Origin of the sequence: Histidinibacterium aquaticum, from assembly GCF_008710275.1 — a bacterium.
In the GTDB taxonomy this organism is placed as follows: domain Bacteria; phylum Pseudomonadota; class Alphaproteobacteria; order Rhodobacterales; family Rhodobacteraceae; genus Oceanicola; species Oceanicola aquaticus.
Genome location: NZ_VYQE01000002.1, coordinates 796,767 through 821,504, shown reverse-complemented (window position 1 = coordinate 821,504; position 24,738 = coordinate 796,767). Strand labels below are relative to the sequence as shown.

At 66.0% G+C, this 24,738-nt stretch carries 18 protein-coding genes; 10 read left to right on the top strand and 8 right to left on the bottom strand.

Annotation, left to right across the window (positions count from 1 at the left end; genetic code table 11):
• The first annotated feature begins 16 nt into the window (after positions 1-16).
• From F3S47_RS09355 to F3S47_RS09345, 3 genes are all read left to right on the top strand, one after another.
• Positions 17-2,251, top strand: a complete 2,235-nt coding sequence (locus tag F3S47_RS09355; protein WP_150444971.1) for a polysaccharide deacetylase family protein — start codon at positions 17-19, stop codon at positions 2,249-2,251.
• Entirely contained in the window at positions 2,251-2,982 is a 732-nt protein-coding gene (locus tag F3S47_RS09350; RefSeq protein ID WP_150444970.1) for a hypothetical protein, read from the top strand. The genes F3S47_RS09355 and F3S47_RS09350 overlap by 1 nt, the downstream gene beginning before the upstream one ends.
• A gap of 144 nt (positions 2,983-3,126) precedes the next feature.
• Positions 3,127-4,020 carry an MJ1477/TM1410 family putative glycoside hydrolase gene (locus F3S47_RS09345; RefSeq protein WP_191090125.1) on the top strand — a complete coding sequence of 298 codons (894 nt, stop codon included), beginning with the start codon at positions 3,127-3,129 and terminating at the stop codon, positions 4,018-4,020.
• Here F3S47_RS09345 and pelG read toward each other — a convergent pair.
• The 4 genes from pelG to F3S47_RS09325 form a co-directional block, all read right to left on the bottom strand.
• On the bottom strand, positions 4,001-5,380 hold the full coding sequence (pelG, locus tag F3S47_RS09340; RefSeq protein WP_150444968.1) for an exopolysaccharide Pel transporter PelG: 1,380 nt from the start codon (positions 5,378-5,380) through the stop codon (positions 4,001-4,003). The genes F3S47_RS09345 and pelG overlap by 20 nt on opposite strands.
• Positions 5,368-6,873 (bottom strand): GT4 family glycosyltransferase PelF, encoded by a 1,506-nt coding sequence (gene pelF / locus F3S47_RS09335; protein ID WP_150444967.1) that lies wholly within the window; start codon positions 6,871-6,873, stop codon positions 5,368-5,370. Before pelF ends, pelG begins: the two co-directional genes overlap by 13 nt.
• A gap of 120 nt (positions 6,874-6,993) precedes the next feature.
• Positions 6,994-7,836, bottom strand: coding sequence for a DMT family transporter (locus tag F3S47_RS09330; protein WP_223877768.1), 843 nt, complete (start codon positions 7,834-7,836; stop codon positions 6,994-6,996).
• Between the two features lie 76 nt (positions 7,837-7,912).
• A complete protein-coding gene (locus F3S47_RS09325; RefSeq protein WP_150444965.1) occupies positions 7,913-8,824 on the bottom strand; it encodes a CAP domain-containing protein in 912 nt (303 codons plus the stop codon).
• Positions 8,825-9,020: 196 nt separating this feature from the next.
• Here F3S47_RS09325 and F3S47_RS09320 point away from each other — a divergent pair, with 196 nt between their 5' ends.
• On the top strand, positions 9,021-10,589 hold the full coding sequence (locus tag F3S47_RS09320) for a glucosamine inositolphosphorylceramide transferase family protein (RefSeq protein ID WP_150444964.1): 1,569 nt from the start codon (positions 9,021-9,023) through the stop codon (positions 10,587-10,589).
• A 4-nt stretch (positions 10,590-10,593) separates the two neighbouring features.
• Here the strand turns inward: F3S47_RS09320 and F3S47_RS09315 are convergent, their stop codons facing one another.
• Genes F3S47_RS09315 through F3S47_RS09305 form a run of 3 tightly spaced genes read right to left on the bottom strand, consistent with a single transcriptional unit; the run spans position 10,594 to position 15,421 of the window.
• Entirely contained in the window at positions 10,594-12,009 is a 1,416-nt protein-coding gene (locus F3S47_RS09315) for an oligosaccharide flippase family protein (RefSeq protein ID WP_150444963.1), read from the bottom strand.
• A gap of 42 nt (positions 12,010-12,051) precedes the next feature.
• Positions 12,052-13,320 carry a glycosyltransferase gene (locus F3S47_RS09310; protein ID WP_150444962.1) on the bottom strand — a complete coding sequence of 423 codons (1,269 nt, stop codon included), beginning with the start codon at positions 13,318-13,320 and terminating at the stop codon, positions 12,052-12,054.
• Positions 13,313-15,421: a GumC family protein gene (locus F3S47_RS09305; RefSeq protein ID WP_150444961.1), complete on the bottom strand. Its 2,109-nt coding sequence runs from the start codon at positions 15,419-15,421 to the stop codon at positions 13,313-13,315. Before F3S47_RS09305 ends, F3S47_RS09310 begins: the two co-directional genes overlap by 8 nt.
• A gap of 478 nt (positions 15,422-15,899) precedes the next feature.
• On the opposite strand from F3S47_RS09305, the gene F3S47_RS09300 reads away from it, so the two are divergent.
• From F3S47_RS09300 to F3S47_RS09290, 3 genes are read left to right on the top strand one after another with little or no spacing between them, the layout of a single operon-like run.
• A complete protein-coding gene (locus F3S47_RS09300) occupies positions 15,900-17,363 on the top strand; it encodes a hypothetical protein (protein ID WP_150444960.1) in 1,464 nt (487 codons plus the stop codon).
• Complete coding sequence (locus tag F3S47_RS09295) at positions 17,363-19,036, top strand: hypothetical protein (RefSeq protein WP_150444959.1); 1,674 nt, start codon at positions 17,363-17,365, stop codon at positions 19,034-19,036. The genes F3S47_RS09300 and F3S47_RS09295 overlap by 1 nt, the downstream gene beginning before the upstream one ends.
• A gap of 41 nt (positions 19,037-19,077) precedes the next feature.
• Positions 19,078-20,301 carry a glycosyltransferase family 4 protein gene (locus F3S47_RS09290; RefSeq protein ID WP_150444958.1) on the top strand — a complete coding sequence of 408 codons (1,224 nt, stop codon included), beginning with the start codon at positions 19,078-19,080 and terminating at the stop codon, positions 20,299-20,301.
• Here the strand turns inward: F3S47_RS09290 and F3S47_RS09285 are convergent.
• Positions 20,298-21,368 (bottom strand): GNAT family N-acetyltransferase, encoded by a 1,071-nt coding sequence (locus F3S47_RS09285; RefSeq protein ID WP_150444957.1) that lies wholly within the window; start codon positions 21,366-21,368, stop codon positions 20,298-20,300. The genes F3S47_RS09290 and F3S47_RS09285 overlap by 4 nt on opposite strands.
• A gap of 232 nt (positions 21,369-21,600) precedes the next feature.
• Here F3S47_RS09285 and F3S47_RS09280 point away from each other — a divergent pair, with 232 nt between their 5' ends.
• The 3 genes from F3S47_RS09280 to F3S47_RS09270 all read left to right on the top strand — a co-directional run bounded on the left by F3S47_RS09280 (position 21,601) and on the right by F3S47_RS09270 (position 24,681).
• Positions 21,601-22,527, top strand: a complete 927-nt coding sequence (locus tag F3S47_RS09280) for a glycosyltransferase family 2 protein (RefSeq protein ID WP_150444956.1) — start codon at positions 21,601-21,603, stop codon at positions 22,525-22,527.
• 197 nt (positions 22,528-22,724) lie between these two features.
• Positions 22,725-23,423 carry a sugar transferase gene (locus F3S47_RS09275; protein ID WP_150444955.1) on the top strand — a complete coding sequence of 233 codons (699 nt, stop codon included), beginning with the start codon at positions 22,725-22,727 and terminating at the stop codon, positions 23,421-23,423.
• A gap of 55 nt (positions 23,424-23,478) precedes the next feature.
• Complete coding sequence (locus tag F3S47_RS09270; RefSeq protein WP_150444954.1) at positions 23,479-24,681, top strand: glycosyltransferase family 4 protein; 1,203 nt, start codon at positions 23,479-23,481, stop codon at positions 24,679-24,681.
• The last annotated feature ends 57 nt before the right edge of the window (positions 24,682-24,738 follow it).

Genomic DNA, 24,738 nt, shown 5'->3' with positions numbered 1-24,738 from the left:
ATTATCGGTATGTCCAATGTCGGAAGCGCGCGGCCTTTTACGTTTCACCCCCTGGGTGATAAGCCTTGCGTGGATTTCAATTTATAATTGTGCCGCCGCCGAGACCCCGCCGGATCCGCTGCGCCGCGTTCTGGCCCTATATGACGGCCGATTTTCTGCGGCGCCGGACGAAACGGCGATCCACGAGTTTCTCGAATTTCCGGCCAATCACCTTGGACTTCAGCTTGTCTACCATGACGTGGCCACCGGCCTCCCGGAGCCTTTCGCACCGGGGGGTATCCGGTACGTGGCGACCTGGTTCGACGAAGCCGTCCCGAACCCGGAAGCCTACAGCGCCTGGGTGCGGCGCGAGATGGAGTCGGGCCGGCGCTTCGCGGTCTTCAGTGAGCAGGGTGCAGATTTGGGAGGTGAGGCTGGAGCAGAAGAGATGCTGCGTATGCTGGGTGGTCGCTATCATGGCTATGTGGACGCGACACATACGACGCTGGTCGCCGAGGCTCACTCGGAGTGGAGCAATTTCGAAACAGGTCTCGATCCGACCCTGCCGCCTTATCCGATCATCGAGACAGAAGGCGAGGTGATCCCGCTTCTTACCCTGTCCCGTGGAGATCGGACCAGCACGGTCGCCTTCGTCGGTCCCTCGGGCAGCTTCGTCGCTTCCGGTTACGAGCAGCGTGTGGTGCCAGAAACCGAGGCTTCCGTCTGGTTCTCCGCCTGGTTCATCGATCCGTTCGCCGTCCTCGAAGCCGCGTTCGACCTGCCGCTTCGGCCGATCCCGGATACGACGACGGTCTCCGGGAGGCGGATCTTTTTCAGCCACGTCGACGGGGACGGCTGGAACAACCTGTCGCGCGTGCCATCGGAGGACGGCCGCCCGAGGCTGTCGGCCGAAGTCCTCCTGACCGAAATCCTGCTTCCGTTTTCAGACCTGCCCGTATCGATCGGCCTCGTCGGCGGCGACGTGGACCCCGCCTGCACCTCGGATGACGAGGCCGAGACGCTCGCGCGCCAGATCTTCCAGCTCGATCACGTCGAGGTGGCTGCGCACGGCTACACCCATCCCTTCAAGTGGGAGCAGTTCGACGATGTCCCTGACCCGCCGGACCCGGTGCCGACCTTTCAAGAGGGCGCGCGCCATACCCCGTCCGAAGGCGTCGGCGCACTGACACGAAGCTGGTTGGCCGGTACGGCGTCGGCTGACCAGATGGCCGATTGCCTGGAACTGGACCCGCATGCGCCGCGGGCATTCAGCCACGTCCCCTTTGACCTTGAACTCGAAATCAAGGGCGCCCTGGACGTCGCCACGAGCCTCGCGCCCCCTGGCAAACCGGCCAAGCTCTTTCTCTGGACGGGGGACGCGAGGCCGTTCGAGGCCGCCTTGCGTATGGCCCGGGAGGCGGGCGTTCTGAACATGAATGGCGGAGACAGTCGGTTCGACGCCTGGCATCCCTCGATCACCAATCTTTCACCGCTCGCGCGCACCGTCGGGCAAGAGCGTCAGATCTACGCGCCGAACTCCAATGAAGCCGCCTATACCGATCTCTGGCAGCGCGACCATTTCGGTCAGCTCCAGCTGCTCGACACCGTACGCAGGACGGAATTTCCGCGACGGCTCAAGCCCTACAACCTCTACTACCACACCTACAGCGCCGAGCGCCGGGCGGGGCTCGCCGCGCTCCGGACCCTGCTCGAAGAGGCGCGATCCGGAGACTACATCGCCATCCGTGCGTCCGAGTACGCCGCGATCGCCAATGATTTCTTCAGGGTTCGTGTCGAACCGTTGGAGGAGAACCTCTGGCAGGTCTCCGACCGGGGCCGGCTGCAAACGGTCCGGTTCGACGGCGCCGACGACCTTGTTCCGGACCTGGCTCGGAGCCGCGGCGTCCTCGGTGCACGGCAGATCAACGGCTCCCTTTATATCGCGCTCGATGCCGAGGTGCCGACCGCATTGGTCGCGCTGTCGGAGCAGCCGGTCGACGGGCTGGTCATGCTGGAACAAGCAAGTTGGCAGGTTCGCGGACTCCAGCGGCACGACTGCGGGTTCGAACTGACTGCGGAGGGCTTCGGCGACGGAGAAATGACCTGGACGAACGTCCCGTGGGAGAGCCTTTCCCTTCTCGCTACCCGTAATGGTCGGACGCTCTGGACGGGCACGGTGGCGGTCCAGGGTGGCGAGATTACGTTCGAGCTGCCCATCAAGGCTATCGAGCCGGTCCGGATCCTTGCCACATGCCCGGCGGGAGAAGAGTGATGTGGAAAGCCGTCTTGGTCATCGGGCTCGCAGCGTTCGGAGCGGGAGCGGCTCTTGTCGCCGTTCCGTCACGGCAGGGTTATGCCGAGCTGCTCTTGCTGGATGATGACATCGAGGCCGCAATCCTGTCCGCGAGGTCCGAACCGGCTGAGGGGCCACCGACACATCGCCGTAACTTTCTCGACTATCAGCTCGCGGCGGCGATGGGGGACATCACAGGCGCCGCCACCGCGCTCGAAGCTCTGCCAGCGTCCGCTCTCGTCGACAGTCACCGCATCGCCTTCGCCCATGCCACGGGAGCGCCCGAGACATGGCTCGACCTGCAACTGCGGCAGGATGTTGTGACACATTCCGCATACCAACGACAGGAGGTGGCGAGTCTTCTGCGGCGCGCAGGGCGCTACGAGGACGAACGGGCCTACCTCGCCCGGCTGGCCGAGGCTGGCTCCCTGGACGCGGACCTCGCCCTGCGGCTCGCCTGGCTCGAGTTGGCGGCGGGAGAGACGAGGGCCGCGCTGGTTCGGCTTGCCGACCTCGACGACGCGGGACAGCTGACCGACCGTCAGGGGCGCGTCACGCTGGCGAGCCTGCTGATCGAGGCAGGGCAGGGCACGCAAGCCGACGCCCGCGTGGCGCGCTGGGACGCCGGATCGCCGGAGCGGGCGATGCGGGCGACCGTTGAGAATTTCTTCGCCTCGGAGATCGCCGACGGCAGGAACATCTGGAAATGAGCCGCCCCCTCGTTATTGTTGACGTAGCGTAAAATGAGGCGGACGATGCAGGTATCCTGGCAGCGAGTGAAGCAACTCCTCCTCCCCGCGAGGCTTGCAGTGGGCCTGCTGTGCGCCGCTTGCAGCATGACGGAGGCTTCGAACGTGGCCCCAGCCGGTTCCTGCTACCCCGAGATGAATAGTTGGTCGATCGGCCTTCAAGGTGCTGATCCGGACGAGGTCGCTCAGTCGGCCGCAGACCTCGTCATCATCGACTATTCCAAGACCGGAACGGATGAAGGCGCCTACTCGCCGCGTGACGTCAGGCGGATGCAGACCCGGCCCGACGGCGGTCGCCGTCTTGTCCTTGCCTACATCAACGTAGGGGAGATCGAGACCTACCGATCCTACTGGCAGGAGGCGTGGAACACGCGTCCGCCTGCCTGGATCCTCGGTCCGAACCCCAATTGGCCCAAGCACTTCTACGTCCGCTACTGGGACCCGGAATGGCGCAACATCATTCTCCGGGGGCCCGACGCTTTCCTCAACCGCATCATCGACGCGGGCTTCGACGGCGTAATGGTCGATGGCTCGGATACCTTCGAACTGCGGCAGGCACAGCGTCCCAGCGCGCCGGCCGAGATGGTCGATCTGCTTGCCGAACTCGCCGATGTCGCCCACCGAAGGTCCCCCGGGTTCCTTGTCATTCCGAACAACGCGGAGGGGCTCGTGAGCTTCCCGAAGTTCCTGTCGTCCGTGGACGGCCTGCTGAAGGAAGACCTGTACTTCGGCGTGGAGCAGGACGGCACGGTGAACGAGCCCGGCATGGTCAACTGGTCGCTAGAGCGGTTGGATGCCGCACGCTCTGCCGGGCTTCCAGTCTTTCTGATCGAGTATCTCGAGACACCCTCGCAGAGGTCGGTCGTCCGCGAGCGCGCCGCGAAACGGGGGTATCTTCTGAGCTACGGATCGAGAGACCTCTCCCGGTTGTCCGAGCCTGTTCCGCTGGGAGTGTCTGAGCGCTTTCGGTCTCCCGACTTCACGTCCTGCGGGGGGTGAACAGGCGCTCGTTGAGGCGGTCGAGTGTCGATAGCGTAATCCGGAGGGCGAACGAGCCGGCGAAGGCGGCCCCGAGGGGATAGGCGACGCCTAGGTACCGAGGTCCGAGCACAAGCGGCATGAGGCTGGCCGCGAGGACGCACACCAGGAACGCGAGTTGGACGGCACAGAAGCCGCGCTGGGCATCGAGGTACAGCAGCACCATGCCGCAGACCGCGAGCAGGATGTGAAAGACGGTGCCGATGGCCGTCATCTGCATGATCGGGACCGACCGGTGCGCCAGGAGGCCCGCCGACGCGAGACCTGGAGCTAAGAGTATGACGAGGAGAGCGACGGCGGCCTGGGTCAGAACCAGACGCCGCAGGGAGTGGACGATGCGCTCCCGCAACGAGCCTTCCTGGAGGTCGATTTCCGCCAGGGTCGCGTGCGCCATGATCCGCGCCAGGTGGCGGCGCAGGCCCACGAAGATGCGGGCCTCGAAGAAGACGATCGCAGTGAAGCCGGGCACGAGACAGAGCAGGCCGTAGAACTTGGCCGCGTCGAAGTTCGGAGCGTAGCGCAGTCCGACCGGAGCGGTGACACCGAAGCGGGAATACCAGAGCACGATATTGTCCGCCCAGATCGCTGCGGCCGCGAACAGGCCGCCGAGCGCGAGCGGCAGGTAGTCCGCGACGCCCTCGCGGATGGTTCTCAGGCAGTCTGCTATCGGCGGAGCCGAAAAGGGAAAGGCCCGGAAGAAGACGGAAATCTGGAGCACCACCGTCAGCACGACCCCCGCGGTGTAGCCGAGGACCATCTCCGATGCCTGACCGGTCCGGGCGGCCTGATAGGCGAGAGCCACGCTAACTATGGTTCCGGCCAGGTAGGACAGGATCACGGTCCGCACCTCGGCCAGTGCCGTCGTCACAAGTGCCAACACCCAGAGCTGACTTAGCGCGACGAGCGCGATCACCGCCGCAGGCAGCATTCGCCCGTCGATTTGGGCCAAGCCGGCGAACAGGGCTATTCCGATTGGAACGCTTGCCAGAGACACCGTGCAGAGCAGCCCGAAGACGATCCCGGGGATCTCCTCCGGCCGCTCGAGGTAGAGCTCGTTGGAGATTTGCCGCACGGTCGCCATGCTGAACGTCCCCGTCAGTATCCCGGCTGTGGCGAAGACATAGACGATCACCAGTCTGAAGTCGGTGACCACCTCTCGTTCGGTCACCAGGTTCGCGATCACCCCGAGAACGCCGATCCCGATGATCGCCAACAGCCACTGTCCGCTCGTGAGCACGGCGCCGGTGACATAGACGCTCATCCGGCCGCTCAGCCCACCGGTCAGTGCCAGCTCGTCGAGACGTACCCCTATGCCGGCCATGCAAGCTCCCGGAAGTGTGCGCTCCTCACCCCAGAGGAATAGAGGCCCCGGTAGGTGTCGAGGGTGTCTATCTGCCGATAGTAGGTCCCGACGCGCTGTCTCTGGGTCTCGCCGAAACGACGCGCAAGATCCGGGTCCTCGAGCAGCCGGCAGATCGCATCGGCCGTCTGCACCGGGTCCAGCAGTCCGGTAACGATGCCGCCTGGCCCGAGTGGTGGTATCTCGCGCGCCGCGCCCTCGAGCATCTCGCGGGCCGCACCGACGTCGGTCGAGACGCATGGAAGGCCCGCCGCCCCGGCCTCGAGGAGGATCAGCGGCTGGGATTCACTTAGGCTTGTCAGGACGACCACATCGACCTCGGCAAAGATCTCCTCGATCTTGCGGCGCCCGGTGAAGGTCACGCAATCCGACAGCCCGAGGTCCCGCGTCAGGGCCACGCAGCGCCGGTGGTAAGCCGGATCTTCGTCCGTCGGCCCCACGACGAGCGCTTCGACATCCGGGAGACGCTCGCGAACGAGCCCGGCCGCCCGGATGAAGGTCTCCACGTCCTTGATCGGCACGACGCGCCCGATGAAGGCGACCCGTTGGCCGGGGTCTTTTCTTCGGACCGTCGCGAACCTGTCGGGGTCGATCCCGTTCGGAATGACGAGCGTCCTTGCCGGATCCGCGCCCAACAGTCGCTGCTCTCGCTGGCCTATCCCGCTCAAGGCGACGATATCGTCGCAGGAGGCGTAGCAGAGCCGGGCAAAGCTCTCGAAGACCTCGATCAGCAGGTCGCGGATATCGCGCCGCGCCTGGCTGTCCTCGTCCATGTCCAGAAAGCTCTCGTGGAGGTCCGACGAGAGCATCAGGTCGATCCGGCGCTCGTTGGTGTAGATGCCGTGCTCCGTCAGGATGATCCGGGCGTCTTGCTGGAGGCGAGCCCGGGCCGCGACGAGCCCCGCGAAGCCGGTCGTGATGGCGTGGTAGCAGCGGGCTCGGGGCAGGGGGGCGGACACGCATTGCACCAGGCCGGTGAAAACGGTGCTCCAGGTGTAGAAGAACTGCAGGAAGGAGGCGCCGGGCGTGAAGACGTCGACCATGTCCCGCGCCAGCGTCCACTGTGCATGCCGGTCCAGCACACGCTCGGCGGCGCCCGGTGGCGAAAGAGCCTGAACGAACCTGGCGAATGCCGACAGATCCCCGCCGAGGAACGTCTTGGCTAGCGTGCCGGCATCCAGGCCCGCGGATGCAGCCCCGCGAGGTGGCCGCGAACCGGGGCGGCGGGTTCCGTCGATGCTGATCGTCGAGAAGCCGACGACGTTCGGCGGGAAGGTATATTTCGGTTTGCGCCGACGCGCTCCGGACTCGATGGCCAGGACTTCGAAGCTCAGGTCCGGCAGACCCGCGATTAGGTCCTGCGTCCAGGTCGAGACACCACCATGCACGAAGGGATAGCTCCCTTCGAGGATCAGGCAGACATCGGCCGGTTTCGAGCGGTCGGAGTCGGGCATCCGCGGCAGTCCTTGGACGATTGTTCGGAAATGGTACTCCGATTCGCGGACAATCCGGCCGATGTTCGCGGGCCCGGTCGGTGTTTTCGATTCAATCCGGACCCGAAGGCGGGATTTGCTTCAACGGCGGGCACGCGCCTTGCCGGACTTGATACCGAGCGTCACGCCTCCAACGACCAGGATCGTCGCGAGCGTCAGATGAAGCGTGACCGGCTCCCCTATGAACGTCACTCCGCCGAGGGCGGCGAGTACCGGCACGCTCAACTGAGCGAGAGCGGCCGATGTTCTTTGGAGACGGGGCAGGATCGCGTACCAAAGCGCGTAGCCGAGACCCGAGGTGAGGGCGCCGGACAGGGACGCAAGGACCAGGCCGCGGGCCGAGAAGGCGCCCGACCCCGACGCCAGAGCAGCGACGGCGACGACCGGCAGGGCCAGGACGAAGGCGACCGTGGTTGCGCCGAGCGGGTCGGCTTCCGCTCGCCCGAGCAGCGAGTAGATTCCCCAGCCAAGGCCTGCTGCCGCCATGGAGATGATGGCGAGGACCTGGCCGAAGGTCGGATCGATACGCCCCACCAGGACGACGAGTCCCAGGAAGGCAAGTGCGGTGCCCACCCATCGCCCTGTCGGGATGTCTTCGCCGGCCCGGAGGGCGGCGACGAACATCGTGATCTGCACGGTGCCGAAAAGGATCAGGGCCCCTGCGCCCGCCCCGATCGACAGGTAGGCGAGCGAGAAGCCGAGCATGTAGCCCGTGAGGGCTACCGCCGAGGCAAATGGCGTCGAGGATCGCCATCCTCGTCGGCGCAGCAGCACGATGATGCCCAGGGCCAGGGCTCCCGCGGCGACCCGCACGGCCGCGAACTCCAACGCACCGATGCTGCCATCGGCCACGGCGAGCCGATTGAGCACAGAGTTCGCTGCGAAGGCACACATTGTGAGAGCGGTAAGGGCGAATAGCTGCACGGTGTCCCTCGTTCCGTATGCAGCCAAAGACACCACGCCGTTCCCTGTGTCCATCCGTCGGAACGGACTGGATCGCCTATCGGCTCTGGTCGCGACCGCCGAAGGCTGCCACGGCCGAGAGGCGGCCGCTGCCCTGCACGGACGTCGCGAAACCGAAGTGCGTCGCCGCCGGGCCGCCGAAGGGCGCCTCGGTCGCGCCAGACCGCCAGGACTCGACGATCGACTCGATGTCTTCTTCCGTCACCGCACTCCCGGAGCCACCGAGGCTCGCGGAGCGGAGCGAGAGAGTCGTCCATCCCTCGGCGTCGACCGGCAGCAATGTGAAGAGGTCTTGCGGCAGTGCGCCTTCCTCGAGGCGAGACTCGAGCGCCTGCCGGGCCGCCTGTGAAAGGGGCTGGCTCGACTCGAGCGGAGCGAGCCCATCGGCCGTTCGGGCCTCGTTGACCGTCTCCAGAGCGAAGTCTTCGGCGGCGTTGTCCGACAGACCGTCTCCCGTCGCGCTGCCCGGCCCGGCGAAAGTCTGGACCGCGTAAGTCTTCCCGTCTCCAGAGGCGAGTGCGAAGCCATAGCTCTCGAACCCGGGGGAGAGGATGTTTTCGCGATGCTCGGGGCTGTCCATCCAACCGTCCTGGAAGGCTTCGACCCGCTCGGCATCCGGCGGTGTCTCGCACCCGACGCAGCGGGCGATGTTCTCACCGGTCAGCGCCCAGGGATTGCCGCCCGCGTCGAGAATGCGGTCGCGCGGAGTTTCGCCGTCGGGCGCGACGTGAGCATAGAAATCCTCTGCAAGCATGTTCTGCGCGTGGCCCTGAGCGGCGGAGACGAGGGCGTCGTCGAGCGTCAGTTCCGACAGGCCTTCCTCTGTCCTCGCTTCGTTGACGAGGTCGAGCGACAGCTCTCGCAGCCAGTCGCCTCCGGGCTCCTGCTGGGCTTGGGCGGGAGGCAGGGCTGCGCAGAGGCAAACGAGGGCGAGGGGCAGGCGGGTCATTCGAGCGTATCCGGACAGGTTTATAGGTTCTGGCCAACGGTCCGCAGGGGATGGCCGTTCCGCGTCCGATCGTTCACGACCTTCTGTTCATTGACTGGATTTGCTGGCTCCGTGCCGGTTTTTCGTTGCCTCCCGGTTGACGGGTCCCTTCAATGGACCTCGACCCTGACGATGCCAACCAAGCGTCTGGAGAAAGATGGCTGAACAAGACGCTCCGGGGGCTGCCTCCCCGCCACCGGGAGATGCTCTGCGCGTGGGCGTCGTGCTGCCTGATACGTCCGAACCGAACGGCGGCGCGCTCCCGATGCTGGAAATCCTGTGCGGGGACCGCCGGTTCGATCTTGTCCGGCTGATCGAGGCATCAAGCGGTGACACTGTGACGGTGCCCTGGCCCGTGCGGATGGTCCTTGCGGCCGAGCGTCGGACCCTGGCGAAACCTCGCGTTCATGCCGCCCCGTCTTTCGAGGCCAAGAAGTCCTCGGTTCCCGTCTGCGGCCTCTCGGACCTATCCCCCGACGAAACCTTCGACGTCGTGATCGATCTGTCCCACTCGGAGGACATCCGTGAAATTGCCGACAGATCGTTGCACGGGGTCTGGCGCGTGTCCTCGACGAGCCGCCATGCCGGCCTCTCCGAGCCGATGACCGGCGGGCCTGCTTCGATCGCCGAGGTCTGGAAGCTCGACGCCTCGGACGGTGCCTGGGCGCTGATCGCCCAGGCATCTTACGACGTGAAATTTCTCGCTGCCCGGAACCAGGATTTCCTGAGGGAGAAGACAGCGCAACTCGTCGAGCACGTGCTGGCTCGTGCGGCGGCCGGACTGCCGCTTGACCCCGATGCCGCTTCGAGCCCAGCAACCGGACCCGCCAAGGCGACGATGGTGCCCCGCCACCTTTCGAGCGTCACTCGCAACATCGGCCGCCGGGCGTTCAACGCAGTGGCGGCGCGCCTGGGCTGGCGTCCCCGCCGCTTCTGCCTTCGCCTCGCGAGGGGCGGCCCCCTCGACTTCGAGATCGGCGCCGCGCAGGAGTTCGATGCCCCGGCCGGCCAGTATTGGGCCGACCCCTTCCTTCTGGAGCACGAAGGCCACGTCTACGCCTTCTTTGAAGAATTCGTCTATTCGACAGGGCTCGGACATATCGTTGTCGGTCGCCTTGACGAGGCGGGGCTCACCGTGCTCGGTCCGGCCCTGAAGACCGGCCGTCACCTGTCCTATCCCTTCGTCTTCCGGTGCCACGGCGAGATCTTCATGCTCCCCGAGACGGGCTCGGCCGAGCGCCTCGAGGTCTGGAGGTGCACCCGCTTCCCGCTTGAGTGGGAGTTGCATGCCACCGCGCTCGAGGGCCTTGCCTGTGCAGACAGCACGCTGCTCTGCGAGGAGGACGGTGTCTGGCTCTTCACCAACATCTGCCGCGACAGCTTCGACGACTTCGGTAGCGAGCTGCACATTTTTCGCGCCGACGGGCCGGACCTCAAGGATCTGACGCCTCACCCGCTCAATCCTGTCGTGGTCGGCTCACGTCGGGCTAGGGGAGCTGGGCGCATCGTGCGCCACGAGGGCCGGCTCTACCGACCGAGCCAGGACAACTCCCATGGCACCTACGGCTTCGGGCTCAACATCAACGAGATCGAGGAACTGTCTCCCACCGCCTACCGCGAGCGATGCGTGAGGCATCTGACGACGGAAGGGCAGCAGGACCTGATCGGCTGCCACCATATCGACGTCCTCGGCGACCGGGTCATCTTCGACGTGCGCCGGCGGTAGAGGCTCATGGCCGGGGAAGGACCAGAACCTGCCGCCGCAGCAGGACCGTGACCGAGAGAAGCCAGGTCACGACCAGCGCCGCTACCGTCAGCGCGAAGGCGAGCGACGGAGTGTGGGCGGAGGGGAAGACTGAAGCTCCGAGGAGGATCGCGAGGCAGGCGAGGGTCAGGCCGAACCCCGGAGCCGTGGCTTCCAAGAGATCGGAGAAGTCCAGTCGGGCCACGCGCATCATCGCAGTGAGCGCCACGGCCATCAGCAGCAAATCCTTCACGAGAATGGCGACGGCCGCGCTTTCGGCGCTGGTCCGGCCGATGGTCAGCAGCAGCGCGATCAGAAGCGTCGCGTCCCCGAGCCGTATGAAGAACTGCAGTCGGACCCTACCAAGGCAGGTCAGGGTCGGCTCAAGCAGGAAGGTGACGGCCGCAGTGGCGCGGGCCATTGCCAGGATGGTCACGACGCCTGAGGCGGCTGCCCATGACGGGTCCAGCAGGATCGACACGAGGCCCGGAGCGAGGAAGCAGAGCGAGATCATCGCCGGCGCCACCAGGGCGAAGCCGAGGGCCATGTTCTCTTTCCAGGCCTCGCGGATCAGGTCCGGCGCGCCTTTCGTCTCGAGCCGCGCGAAGCGTGCCCAGCTGATGACCCCGAGAGGCTGGATCACGACGTCTGCCGCGGTATTGGCGATGCGCGAGCCGGCGCGGTAGGCGCCGACGGCAGCGGTGTTGAGAAACGCCCCCAGAATGAGGTCCGCGCCGTAGTTCGAGAGCATCGCGAGGGAGACCGACCCCCAGAGCGGCCAGGCCTCCCTGACCGAATGCCGTGCCGTGGCCCGCCGTAGGCGAAGCCGCGGCATTTGCCGGACGAGCCCGGCATAGACGGTGATGATGAAGGCCATGGAGGCGAACCGCGATGCGATCAGCGCCTCGATCCCGTGGCCCTGTCGGAACAGCCAGATGGCGGTGCCGAGGCCGAGGAGTTCGGAGAGCAGGACGCAGATGGAGGTTGTCCTGACTCGGCCGTCGCGGACCAGGAGCGACTCGAGCCAGGCACTGACGCAGGCCAGGGTCGGGATGGGAGAGAGCGCGAGCAGGGCGAAGGCCGTCCCGCGCTCGCCGAGATCGCCGAAAACGAAGGCGCCCCCCGCCATTATGCTCGTACCGACCAGCCCGACGCCGAATTGCAGCAGGAAGAACGTGTCCCGGTCCCGCTCTATGTCCTCGCTTCGAAGCAGGATGTGGTAGATGCCGGTATAGACCAGCGTGATGAAGATCACCGATACCGCCGAGGCGATCGCGTAGGCCCCGAACTCGGCGAGCCCCAGCGAACGCGAGGCGATCAGGATCAGGACGAAGGCGCAGATCTGCCCGCCCACACGGGAAGCGACACCCACGGCGAAGGGCGAGGCGAGAGACTGTTTCATGGCCGCTCTCCGACTAGGCGGACGACAGGTGCCGGGCGGACATCATGCACGTCTCGACGGGCGCGCCAATGCGCCCTGAAAGGCCGGTGCCACGACGTCGGGCATGCCGTAGTCCGACAGCATGTCGGTCATCTTCTCGACGAAGGTCGCCTCGTCGAAGCTCTGCGCATGGGCGATGAGCCGCGCCGGATCGATCCGGTCCAGCCCGGCCTCCTCGAACCGGGTGACGGCGTCGACGAGCGCATCGACCGTCTGTTCGTGGAAGTGCATGCCGGTTTCGCCGTCGATAACGGTGTCCAGCGCACCGCCCTTGCCATAGGCGATCACCGGGCGTCCCGAGGCCATGACCTCGACCGGCAGGATCCCGAAGTCCTCTTCGCCCGGGAAGATCAGTGCCCGGCACGCCGCGAAGTAACGGCGCAGCTTGTCGTCCGACACTCGCCCGAGGAAGCGCACGTTCCGCCCGGCCTTCCTGGCCAATGCGCGGCCGGCCTTGTCGGGGCCGCCGATCACGACGAGCGGTTTGCCGAGCCTGGTGAAGGCCTCGATGGCGAGATCGGGGCGCTTGTACGCGGTCAACTCGCCCGCGAGCAGGTAGAAGCTGCCCAGTTCCGTCGAGGGATCGGGAGCGAAGGCGTTCACGTTGACCGGCGGATGGATGACGCGGCTCGGTCGGCGCCAGTACTTCTGGATCCGCTGGCGAACGAAGCTGGAGTTCGCGGCGAAGCCGTCGACGCGGGTCGCGCTGACGACGTCCCACATCCTGAGCTCTGGCGAGAGCCTGCCCATCATGGCCCGCGTCACGGGGCCGGCGGTGCTGCGATAGACGCCGTAGTGGTCCCAGATGTACCGCATCGGCGAGTGAACATAGGAGAGGTGCAGCGACTCCGGCGGCGCGATGACGCCTTTCGCCGGCCCGGACTCCGAGGACAGGACGAGGTCGTAGCCGGAGAGGTCGAGCTCTTCGAGGGCCCGCGGCATCCGGGAGACGTACTTCGTGTAGAGCTTCCGCGCCATCGGCAGGCGGGCGATCGAGGTCGTGCGGACGTTGTGCCGCCGGATCGTCTCGCTGACCTTCGCCGGATCGTAGACGTGGGTGAAAATGTCGGCCTCGGGGAACATCCGGCAGAGCGCCTCGAGGACCTTCTCACCGCCGCGCATTCCGACAAGCCAGTAGTGGACGAGCGCGACTTTCGGTTTCGTCCGGCGATTGAGGCTCGGGGTGAAGAACTCCTCGGCGCCGGGGTCGTGGGCCGCCAGTTGCCGCTTGAGAAGCGAAACGGGACTATGAGCCGTCGGAACGTCAACCATAGCGGTATTCCGCGGCATCTCGGCCTGAGACCTTGTTGAGGACCATGCCGTCGACCGGCAGCTGGAAATCGGCGAGTATGGCCAGCCCGTCACGCACTTCGTTCCGCGTCGTGCGCTCGTGCTCAACGATATAGATCCGCTTGTCGGCCGCCTTCGCGATAATCGCGGCATCCGACACGGCGAGCAGGGGCGGGCCGTCGATGATGACGAGGTCGTAGCTTTCCTTGAGCTGCTCGATCACCGGCTGGAGCCAGAGCGAAGACAGTTCGTCGGCAAGGTCCGGATGCGGCCGGTTCGAGGTCAGGACGTCGAAGGCGAGTTCCTCGGGGCTATGGATGGCCTGCGAAAGGCTGCAGGTGCCCCGGAGATAGCCGGCGAAGTCGTGCTGCATTGCCCAGTGGTAGTTCTCCTGAAGGGACGTCCGGCGCATGTCGCAATCAACGACGATCGCGGACCGCTGCGCCCGGACGGCCATGTCGGCAAGCGCCAGGGCGGTCGTCGTCTTGCCCTCTGCCGCGACGGAGGAGAGGACCGAGACGCTTGTGGAGATCACCGTCTCGTCCCGCATCAGGAGCATGGTCCGCAGGTGGCGGATGCGTTCCGCGTAACCCGAATAGGGGTCTGCGCCGAACCGGGAGAACGCGTTCTTGCGCTGGCGGCCCGGCACCAGGGGCAGGCTCGCCAGGACCGGCAACCCGGTTTCGGCCTCGAGTTCCCGCGCCGTGCGGAAGGTCGTGACCGTCATCTCGCCGAAGAACAGAGCGACGACGCAGATGGCGAAGGCCGAAGCCCCCGCGACGGCGCCCATCAGCTTGGGCCGCGGCGCCGAAGGGCCGGCGGGGACGGTCGCGCGTTCGACGAGAGTCGCCTCGGCGCTCTGGACCCGCTCCTGCGTGCGGGTCTCCGTCAGGCGGGTGAGCATCGCTTCGTGTGTGCGCCGCGCCGCTTCGGTTTCGCGCTCGAGCTGGCGCAGATCGATGTCGCCGCGCGAGATCTGCACGATGCGTTCCTCCATCCGCCCGACGGTCTCCTCGAGGCTCTGCTCGCGCATCCGGGCGACGTCGTATTCACCGCGGCGGATCGCGATGACATTCCTGACCTCGGCGCCGATTTCCGCCTGAACCTGTTCGAGGTCGGCAAGGATCGCGGCGCGGCGGGGGTGGTCGGGCTCGACGCTTTCGGCCCAGACGGCATCCTGCTGGCGAAGCTGCCGGGCCCGCGCCCTCAGTGTTTCGAGAGTTGGGCTCGATATCTGCGAGGAGGCTTCTTCAAGGCCACTCTTCTCCAGCAGCTCGTTGAGCTGCTGGACCTGGGCCTCGGCGGTCACGCGCTCCGCGCGGGCGGCGACGAGCTGGTTGTTGAGCGTCGTGATCTGCTGGGTCGCGTTCTCCAGCGTGCTGCCGTTGTTCAGCAGGCTCTCGGTCTGCATGACCGAGATCGTTTCCTCGTTCTGGGCGATGCGGTCTTCGAGGATCTCGAGCTGCTCCTCCAGCCAGACCGCGGCCTGCCCAAGCGACATCCTGCGAGTTTCGATCTGCCGGGCGATGTACGTGTCGACGAGCGTGTTGGTGACCTCCGCGGCCAATTCCGGGTCCGTGGCCGTGAAAGACACCACGATGACGAAGCTGTCGGCCTCCGACCAAACCGAGAGGTTCTCGCGGACTGTCCAGACGAGCTGCTCCATCGCCAGCGTATCGGCCGCTTCGGGCGGCGCGGAGGAAAGCGTGGCAATCCGCTCGGGGCCGACCGTGTTGATCACCTCCTCGATCAGGACGTTCGAGGTCAGGATCGCGATCTCGCTGTTGATGACCTGCTGCGACGGCTCCCGCGTCGAGATGATGTCCGATCCGGAGAGGACCTCGGTTCGGCGCGGGTCGATCAGGACCTTGGCCGTGGCACTGTAGACCGGCGCTGATAGCGTCAGCAGGCCATAGACCACGAGCGCCGCAAGAAGGGAGACCCCAAGAAGCGTTTTCCAGCGGCTGAGAAACAGCCGGCCCAGGGCCCGGAGGTCGATGGAATCCGGGTCAGGCACACGCCGGGGCGACACACGCGCCGAGGACAGCCTGAGGGCGTCCGCTCCGGTCAATCGCTGGTTCATCGTCCAATGACTCCGCCGCCGCCGGTCGGAGCCTCCGACCGATCAGCCAATCGTATCCGGCGAACGGGGAGCGGTTCGGCGAGAACCGACACGAGACCGTGCCCCTGCCGCAAAATCTGCCTAACCTGGCCGCCAACTCGCCACCCTTCGAACACATTTGGGCGGTGAAAGCCCGGCCACTGTCAACGATGGCCACCGAATCGCCGGATTCTCCGACCGTCCATCGGTACAATGCGCCTCTACAGGGCGGCACTGTTTCCAAAATGGGTCCGCTGTCTGGATTGGGTGAGTCTGCCGAAACAGTGGGTGCTGTCCCCGCATGTTGTTGAACCAGCTGTCTTTGCTGGGAAATCTGCCCCGGCCTCATCCGAGCGGAATCACGATTCGTCCTACGAGGCGCCGAAGCCTCAAGAAGCGCTTCTCTCTCGATCGCCGAAGGGTATGTCATTGCTGAAGCCCGGCGCATCCGGAGTGACCGATGGAAGTCGTCCCCAGTACATTTCTCGCATTGCTGGCCGTGGCCGGTCTCTTCGCTGTCGGCCCGTACCGGGGTCTTTGGATCTTCGTCGCACTCGCTCCGTTCGGCGCTGCCGCCGCGTTCAACCTGCCGGCGCTGGGCGGGGCCACCGTGGGGATGCTGGAGTTCACCATCCTGGCCATATTGCTGGTGACCGCCCTGCAGCGCGGGGGGATCGACCGCATGGTCGGCACGCTCCGCCCGTTTCAGCCAGGCTTCTGGCTGCTCCTCGTCGTGCTCTACGGCGTCCTCGCGTCGGCCTTCTTCCCGCGGGTCTTTGAAGGGCAGACCGAAATCTTCAGCCTTTCGCGGGCAGTCAACGAGGACGGGATCGTCACGATCCCTCTGCGGCCCTCGTCGGGCAACGTCACTCAGACGGTCTATCTGCTGCTCTCGGCGGCCTGTTTTCTCGCCATGGCGACGCTCTACCGGGCGCGCCCGGACGAGGGGGCGGTCCTGAAGGCCCTAGCCGCAGCGACCGTCGTAAACTTCGTCCTCGGATGGCTCGACGTGATGACGGCCGCCGTCGGGCTGGAAGTCCTGATGGAGCCGATCCGGACCGCCAACTACGACATCGCCATGACCGCGACGCTGGCCGGTATGAAGCGCATGGTCGGCGGAACGCCCGAGGCCTCCTCCTACGGAGCGATCTCGCTCGTCCTCATGGCGTTCTGGCTGCACTACTGGATGGTCTCGAAACGGTCGGCGCTGGCGACGGCGATGCTGGCGATGGCCGCGATCTCGACCCTGCGGTCGACCTCCTCCGGCGCCTACGTCGCACTTGCGGCCCTGCTCGCGCTCTACGGTACGGGGTGGGTGATCCATGCCGCTCGGCGCGGCCTCTCTCGCCGGACCGCCGCCTTTCTCGTCGGCGGCCTGGCCTTCGGCTGGTTCCTTCTGGTGGCAGCTGTGCTCGGCTACCAGACCGTGCCCACGGTCAAGGAGTTCTTCGACGACACGCTGCTGAACAAACTCGAGAGCGATTCCGGCGTCGAACGCATGAGCTGGAACGTGCAGGCACTGCGCAATTTCGCGGATACCTGGATGATCGGTGCCGGGCTCGGCAGCGTCCGGGCCTCCAACTGGCTGGTCTCCTGTCTCGGCAGCATCGGGGTGATCGGGACCGGGTTCTACCTCGCCTTCCTCTACACGCTCGGGACCGCGCCGAGGGCCACCGGAGACGAGCGGCGGAACAAGGTGATCGGCGCCCTGCAACTCGCCTGCCTCGCGCAGGTCCTCGTCGCGATGCCCACGGCGGCGACGCCCAATCTCGGTACGATCTTCTTCATTCTGGCGGGGCTCGCCGTCGGACTCTCGCGCAGCGCCGAGACGTCGGAGAGCGCGCGCAGGTCCCGGGATCTGGCCGAGACACGTGCACGGGTTCTCGACCGGGGTCGTGCCTGGCGGCATGTGGACCTGCGGTGATGCGGATCACGGGAGCATTCACGGCGCTACTCCTATTCACCACGCCGGTGATGGCGCTTGAGGGCGCCACCGGCCCGGTGCTCGGTGCCAGCTCCAACTTCGGCCAGAACTGGCAGCCAGAGGCCCTGGATGGAGGCGCCGAAATCGGCATCACCGAGTTCCGCGACGAGGTGATCTGGAATCACGTGGAGCAGGCGAACGGCGAGCTGAAGTTCGGCTCGATGCGCGAAGCCTATCCCTCCATGTTGTCGAACCGCGGCTTCGGGCTGGTTCTTCTCGGTTACACCGGCCATCCCAACTGGGAGGACGGCCGTACGCCGCGGACGCCGGAAGGGCAGGCGGCCTTCGCGCGCTATCATGCCCGGATCGTGGAGAGATTTCCCTTCATCCACAGCGTCGAGGTGGGGAACGAGTACAACTCCGTCGGTTTTCCCGAGGAGGAAGGCTGGCCTGAGAGCCTCGAAGAGCGGGCGCGGCTCTATGTGCGGCTCCTTGAGGTGACACGCCGCGCGGTCCTCGACGTGAACCCTGATGTTCGGATCCTCGGCGGTGCGGCGCATTCGATCCCGCTGGCCTGGATCGAGGCCGTGGTGGCCGAGGGCGGGCACAAGCACATGGATGCCTTCGTCCTACATCCCTACACCACCGAGCCGGAGCAGTTCGCGCGCCAGGTCGCAGAGATGCGGCGGTTGCCAGAACTCGCCACCATGCCCATCGAGATCACCGAGTTCGGGACGACCGACGCGGCGGCCGCACCGGGATACCTCCTGCGCATGTACTGCCAGATGGCGCTTTCCGGGGTCTCGCGGGCGGTCTGGTACCCCTTCACGCCGCGCGGCGACGGGCTGATCGCCCTCATCGAGGAGACCGGCGAGGCAACCGAGACGGGGCTCGCCTATGCGCATATCCGGGACAGGATGGAGGGCCGCCCCGTCGAGGATGTCGCTCCGGACGCGTTCACCTATGCCTGCCAGTTCGGACCGAACACCCTGGTGATCTGGGGCGCCCCCCGGGAGGTCGAGCTGGGCGAGGGCATCCGCGCCGCTTCCGCGACCGGAAGCCCGATCAATGGGCAGCTGGAGCTGTCACGCACCGAACCGCTGGTTCTCATTTCGGACACCGGGCCGGTCCGGCTGGGCGAGACCGTGCATCTCGGCCCCCAGCGGATGCGCGCGGACACCTATGACCAGTTCGCCTATCCCTATCCCTATCGCTCGGAGGGCGAGGGCCTTTCGGTGGTCGTTCGGCGCGATGCGCAGGACCAGCCGCTGGAAGTCCGGCCGGGCCAGGAGCGGGGAGGCGTCCCCTGGACCCCGTACCTCGGCATCCCGGAAGATGGCGAAGTCCGGGTCGGCGCGGACTGGGCCTCTCCCTCGGCCTGGGGCGCGGACCGGCCTCTGTCGATCGTCTACCGATACCGCTCGCCCGTCGCCGAGCGTGTCGAACTTTCGGTCAACATCGCGCCGGATGCGTCCAGCACCGATGGTCTGGACCTGGAGGTCACCCTGAACGGCCGATCCCTGAGACGGATCAAGGTTCAGGATGACGAGCTTCTAACTCTGCCGAGTCTCGATCTGTCCGCAGAGGACTTGCTCGAGATCGTGGTGGGACCGAATGTCGAACCGGACCTCGATCACGCCCGGCTTCGCATTCAGGTCGAGGCGAACCAGTGAACGCTCCTCAAGCGACACCGCGACCGTACCCTGATCGCGTGGTGGTCATCAGCGACCACAGTATCGCGAACGGGGGCGCGGCGGCCCTGGCCCTGCTTTCGATCCACCAGTTCCGGGCCCGGGGGATACCGGTCACCCTGGTTTGTGGCGACAGCGGCCAGAACGACGAATTGCGCGCGATGGGCGTCGAGATCGAAGCGGCGGGAGGAGCCGACCTCCTTCGCCGGCCCAAGGCCGAGGCTCTCACGCGCGGGGTCTACGATCCGGCGACGAAGGCCCTCCTGGACCGGGTGCGCGAACGCGTAGACGGCCCCGGAGTCGTCTACCACGTCCATGGCTGGGCACAGATCCTCTCGCCATCCATCTTCCGGGCGCTCGCTCCGGTGGCGCCACGGACGTTCTTTCACGCGCACGACACGTTTCTCGCCTGCCCGAACGGTATGTACATGGACTACAGGCGCCAGGAGGTCTGCGACCGGGTCCCGCTCGGCGCGTCCTGTCTCGCCACGAATTGCGACAAGCGGTCCTATGCCCAGAAGCTCTGGCGGGTCTCGCGGCACGCGACGCTCTTCCGTTGCCTCGATCGCCGCGCCCCCTGGGCCGGGCTCATCACCATCCATCCGGACGTGGCGCCGAAGTTCACCCGGGCCGGGTATCCCGAGACGCTGCTTCGGACAGTCCGCAACCCGGTGACGCCATTGAGCCGCTCCCGCATCCCGGCAGAGCGGAACTTGACCCTGCTCTACATCGGTCGTCTCGAGCGGGACAAAGGCGTGGTCGACCTCGTGGCAGCGGCTGCACGGACGGGCACGCCGCTTCGGCTCATCGGCGACGGTGCGCTCCGCTCCTGGGTCGAGGCGGAGCATCCGGAGGTAGAGGTCTGCGGCTGGCAGCCGCCTGAGCGGATCGGGTCCCTGGCCGCGGATGTGCGGGCGCTCGTCATGCCGTCCCACCATCCGGAGCCCTTCGCGCTGGTGATCCCGGAGGCGGTGCAAAGCGGTCTGCCCGTGCTCCTCTCCGACACGGCGCTGCTGGCCGCCGAGGTCGAGAGCCGTGGGTTCGGACTATCATTCGACGTCTTTGATCCGGTGAGCTTAGATGCGGCAATCGGCGATCTCATGCGGCTCGACGCGGCGTCGGCGCGCGCCATGAGCGAGCGATGCCGGACCGAGGGTGGCATCCTGTCGAACACGCTCGAAAGCTGGACGGATGATCTCATACGCCTCTACGCCGAAGCGACCCGCGCTGAGCCTGCGACCGTCTAGAGTTTTCCGGCCCGAAGAAGCCTGTTCATCGCCCGTCGATTCAATTCGACAAATCGCTCGGGGGTGCGTCCGCTGATCCCCAGATGTAGGTGCCGCCGCGCGATGCGCGTTATGCCGCACCACGTCCACGCCCGTTCGATGGACCCCTCGCAAAGCGCGCGGTGCGCATTCGAGAACTCGAGCTTGTAGCGCTCCGTGCCCCGGCCGAGGTCGAGTTCCGCCAGCCTCAGGTCCGCGCCGTGGCGCGCACATTCAAAGAGAAGCGCAAGTCCCGGAGAATACGACGAAAGCTCCGGATCGTAGGCCGGAAACCACCAGTGCCAGGCCCTGTCCGACCGCATCCCGAAGTGGGCGGCAACGAGCCGTTCCCCGGCGTAGAGCGTCGAGAACAGGCCCGCAAAGCTCTCCGTGTTGGTGCTCCGTATGGTCTCGATCACCGCCCGCGCCCAGTTCCGGTCGAGAATGAAGCTCACATTCATCGCGGCGAGCGCCGCCCGCTTCCAGGACAGGAAGGTCTGCCAGGCCTCTTTAGACGGGTCGTTCGCCACGAAGGTCAGGGGACCGAGGTCCTTCGCCATCCGGCGCATCTTGCGCTCGACCGTCTTCAGTGCACTCCCGGCCTGACGCCGTTCTGCGCGCCATGCGTCGAAGCCATCTCCCAAGTCGATGAGGGGTGAGCGGGTAAGACTGAAGGCATGCCGTCGCAACTCGGGCACATCGGCGAGCGCGTGGTCGTAGTCGTAGCAGTCGAGACCGCACTGCTTCAGGAGATCCCGGAGGTCCCCCGCCTCGGGTAGGAGGCCGATGGGTCCCTGGTAGTCCGAGATCGGCGCCGCGAGGGCGGCACCGCGGGTGCCCCTTCGGTGGAACGGGAGAAAGCTCGACTGCGCTCCTTCGGACGAGATCACGGCAATGCAGACATCGTCCCGGTTCGCGGCGACGGCCTTCAGGAAGCCGAGCGAGAAGAAGGGCGAACGGTAGAGGGGGTCCGACGCGCGGGCGGCTTGCCAGGCGGCCTCGTGCTCCGTGGTAAGGTCATGCGGCCTGAGAAGCGAGACATCGAGCATTTGTGGACTGTCCGTGTCTCTTGATCGGCAGATTGGTCAACACGTCTCTAAGCCAATCACCGGCGGCGCATAGGACATTCTATCCTCGACGCCGGGCTAAGTGGACAATCGGCCACCTCTGGGGCGATTGATCCACGCGAGGCGCAAATCTCGGTCCCCGCGCGGCGGCCATTGACTGCCGAGCCGGCGGCTCGATAACCAGCTTCGTCCGTCATCCCCAGGGAAAGCGCTCATGCCGGCCGTCTCCGCCCGTGTCGCGGTCATCGTTGTCTCCAAGGGACGGCCCGAGATCATCCGGGAGATGATCCCTCATCTGAACGTTCAGACACTGCTTCCCACGACCTTCATCCTGTCAGTGACCGAGCGGGCGGATGCCGATTTCGACCTCGAGGACGAACTCGACCCACGGATCGACTCTCAAGTGGTTCACGCGCCGCCCGGGATATGCAGTCAGCGGAACGCAGCCATCGACCGGCTCCCGCCTGACATCGATTACGTCGTCTTCTACGACGATGACTTCTTTCCGTCTCGCTTTGCCCTGGAGGGGCTGGTGCGCTCGTTCGAGCGGCACCCGGATGTCGACGGTATCACGGGACGGCTGATTGCAGACGGCATCGTGGGGCCCGGTCTGACGCCAGAGCAAGCGCGTCACATGCTGTCGGCCTGGGACGCCGACTTCGCATTGACCGATGAGATGGTGGACCGGACATGCCGTAACACCTTCGGTCTCTATGGATGCAACATGGCCTATCGCGCCGAGGCGATGAGAGGGCTGCGCTTCGACGAGGCCCTCCCGGTCTACGGCTGGCAGGAAGACGTGGACTTCGCCGCTCAGCTGGCGGGGCGGCGCGTCGAAGTCGAGACATTCACCGGTGTCCACCTCGGAACCAAGAGCGGCCGCGAGACGAAGGGAAGCCTCTTGGGCTACAGCCAGGTGGTCAATCCCTACTACCTGTGGCGCAAGGGGACGCTGTCGGCTGGCTTTGCATCGCAGCTCGTCGTTCGGAACGTCGTCGCGAACCACCTGAAGGCACTTCGTCCGGAGCCCTGGGTCGACCGGCGCGGCAGGCTGAAGGGCAATTGGGCCGGCATTCGGGACATACTCGCTGGGCGCGCAGACCCGCGAAGAATCCTGTCTTCGCCAGACCGGGCCCGCTGAGCGGCAGACGCGGCTCTTCACAGTTCCTTGAACTGATCAATGCGCGGGCGCACTGCGCTTCTTTCGCTGACTCTAGGAGAGTGCGAACAGATTGTTTCGCCGTTGCGGCCTAATCTGTGTGGCGAAATCATGGCACTCAAGAGCTTGAAAAATGGCGAGATTACGACGCCCGTCAGACTCAGAACGAGACTGCTGCCATGCGACTTGGGACGACCATCGATCTAACCCGCCAGAATGGATGGGCCGCCGGCGCGCCATCGGTTCAGCGCCCGGCGGGCCGCTATGAGATATCTGTTTCCAAGCGAATATTGGATGTGGCTCTCGCCAGCGTGGCGCTGGTGCTGCTGGCTCCGGTGATGGCGTTGATCGCGTTCCTGATCCGACTGACCGAAGGCGGTCCCGTCATCTACGCCCACCGCAGGGTCGGAACAGGGGGCGCTCACTTCGACTGCCTCAAGTTCCGGACGATGCATCCGGATTCGGCTGAAATGCTCGAGGAAGTCCTGCGGAGCGACCCCATCGCCCGGAGCGAGTGGCAGGCGAACTACAAGTTCGACCGCGATCACCGGGTGACGGCGCTCGGGAACTTCCTGAGACGGACGAGCCTCGATGAGCTGCCTCAACTCTTCAACGTTCTTCGTGGAGAGATGTCGCTCGTGGGTCCGAGACCCGTCACACTCTCCGAAGTGAGCCAGTACGGCGCGGACTTCGAAGCGGTGACATCGGTTCGTCCCGGCCTGACCGGCCTGTGGCAGGTCAGCGGTCGCAGTGAGACGACCTACGAGGAACGGGTCGCGCTCGATCTTCTCTATGTTCGCTCCGCAACCATCTGGATGGACCTGGTTATCCTGGCGCGCACGGTTCGTATCGTACTCCTTCAGCGCGGAGCCGCTTGACGCCAACCACGGTTCGGTTGGTCAATCCTGGCCGAGGCCAGTTGAGGATGACGAAATGACATCGACGACCGCCGAACTCTCGGGATCGGCCCTACGCGCCACGATCTCTCGGCAAGATCAGCCCGACGCCGAATTTGTGCCACGTCCCTCACCGGTGAAGGGCACCAGACGGGCTCGTCCCGGGATCACCGTCAACGGCAAGTTCCTCGGAGGCTCGCTGACGGCCGGCGGCGTGCACCGGTCCGCCCTGAATTTCACGTCGGAGTTGATCCTCCGTTCTGCGGGCGTGGCCGACTGCCGGGTCGTGAGTCCTGGCGTGCAGGATGCGGAGGAGGTCGCGGCGGCCGGCGTGGTGCCCGAAATTCGCCGGGGTCCTCTGGGCGGAGGGCAGGCCTGGGAGATGCTGGCGCTTCCCGCGATCGCGCGACGGGATCTTCTCGTCAACTTCTGCAACCTCGCACCGGTTCTGCATCCCAATAGCGTGGTCATGATCCACGACACCCAGACGCTGGATCACCCGGGCGACTATAGCAGGAGGCAAGCTGCCGGATATCGCGCGATGTGGCCGATCATCGGGCGGCGGGCGAGGGCGATCCTCACGGTTTCCGAGCACTCGCGGCACTGTCTCGCGGATCGTGGCATCGGAACCCTGGATAAGATCTTCGTAGTGCCCAACGGCACCGATCATATCCTGCGAACTCAGCCAACGCCTTCGATCATCGACCGGCTCTCACTGCAGGGGCGGCGCTTCGCGCTGACGATCGGCTCGACGCAGAGCTACAAGAACCTGCGCACGCTCTTCAGCGCGTTCCGAGCCCCTGAGCTCGCCGATGTCCCGCTGGTCATCGTCGGCCGCGTGACGGCGGAGCAGTTCATGGCGCGTGGTTGGGAGCCTCCCCCGCAAGCGATCTTCGCCGGAGGGGTCTCGGACGGGGAGCTTCGGGCCCTCTATGAGGCCGCCCGCGTCTTCCTCTTCGCTTCGGAAACGGAGGGGTTCGGGATGCCTCCCGTGGAAGCGATGCAGTGTGGAACTGCCGCCGTGGTGGCGCGTGGAGGGGCCATGCCGGAGGTCTGTCGCGACGGCGCGGTCATCGTGCCGCCGCTCAACGCCGATGCTTGGGCCGCCGCCGTGAGCGCGGTCATCGAGGACGACGGGCACACCAACGAACTCGTGGCGCGGGGCACCGCTCGCGCCGCAGACCTGACCTGGGCCGTGGCCGGTGAGATCCTGTGGTCCCGAATCGCACCGCTCCTATGAGCCGCGCCGCTTTCAGACCGAGGGACAATCTCCGCCGTGCGGCCGGAATTGTCGCGT

What these genes read in the sequence shown, in the direction of transcription:
- F3S47_RS09350 (WP_150444970.1), top strand. Translation starts at nt 2,251, where the DNA reads ATGTGGAAAGCCGTCTTGGTCATCGGGCTCGCAGCGTTCGGAGCGGGA.
- F3S47_RS09270 (WP_150444954.1), top strand. Translation starts at nt 23,479, where the DNA reads ATGACATCGACGACCGCCGAACTCTCGGGATCGGCCCTACGCGCCACG.
- F3S47_RS09325 (WP_150444965.1), bottom strand. Translation starts at nt 8,824, where the DNA reads ATGACCCGCCTGCCCCTCGCCCTCGTTTGCCTCTGCGCAGCCCTGCCT.
- F3S47_RS09320 (WP_150444964.1), top strand. Translation starts at nt 9,021, where the DNA reads ATGGCTGAACAAGACGCTCCGGGGGCTGCCTCCCCGCCACCGGGAGAT.
- F3S47_RS09285 (WP_150444957.1), bottom strand. Translation starts at nt 21,368, where the DNA reads ATGCTCGATGTCTCGCTTCTCAGGCCGCATGACCTTACCACGGAGCAC.
- F3S47_RS09275 (WP_150444955.1), top strand. Translation starts at nt 22,725, where the DNA reads ATGCGACTTGGGACGACCATCGATCTAACCCGCCAGAATGGATGGGCC.
- F3S47_RS09300 (WP_150444960.1), top strand. Translation starts at nt 15,900, where the DNA reads ATGGAAGTCGTCCCCAGTACATTTCTCGCATTGCTGGCCGTGGCCGGT.
- F3S47_RS09305 (WP_150444961.1), bottom strand. Translation starts at nt 15,421, where the DNA reads ATGAACCAGCGATTGACCGGAGCGGACGCCCTCAGGCTGTCCTCGGCG.
- F3S47_RS09310 (WP_150444962.1), bottom strand. Translation starts at nt 13,320, where the DNA reads ATGGTTGACGTTCCGACGGCTCATAGTCCCGTTTCGCTTCTCAAGCGG.
- F3S47_RS09355 (WP_150444971.1), top strand. Translation starts at nt 17, where the DNA reads ATGTCGGAAGCGCGCGGCCTTTTACGTTTCACCCCCTGGGTGATAAGC.
- pelF (WP_150444967.1), bottom strand. Translation starts at nt 6,873, where the DNA reads ATGCCCGACTCCGACCGCTCGAAACCGGCCGATGTCTGCCTGATCCTC.
- F3S47_RS09315 (WP_150444963.1), bottom strand. Translation starts at nt 12,009, where the DNA reads ATGAAACAGTCTCTCGCCTCGCCCTTCGCCGTGGGTGTCGCTTCCCGT.
- F3S47_RS09295 (WP_150444959.1), top strand. Translation starts at nt 17,363, where the DNA reads ATGCGGATCACGGGAGCATTCACGGCGCTACTCCTATTCACCACGCCG.
- pelG (WP_150444968.1), bottom strand. Translation starts at nt 5,380, where the DNA reads ATGGCCGGCATAGGGGTACGTCTCGACGAGCTGGCACTGACCGGTGGG.
- F3S47_RS09280 (WP_150444956.1), top strand. Translation starts at nt 21,601, where the DNA reads ATGCCGGCCGTCTCCGCCCGTGTCGCGGTCATCGTTGTCTCCAAGGGA.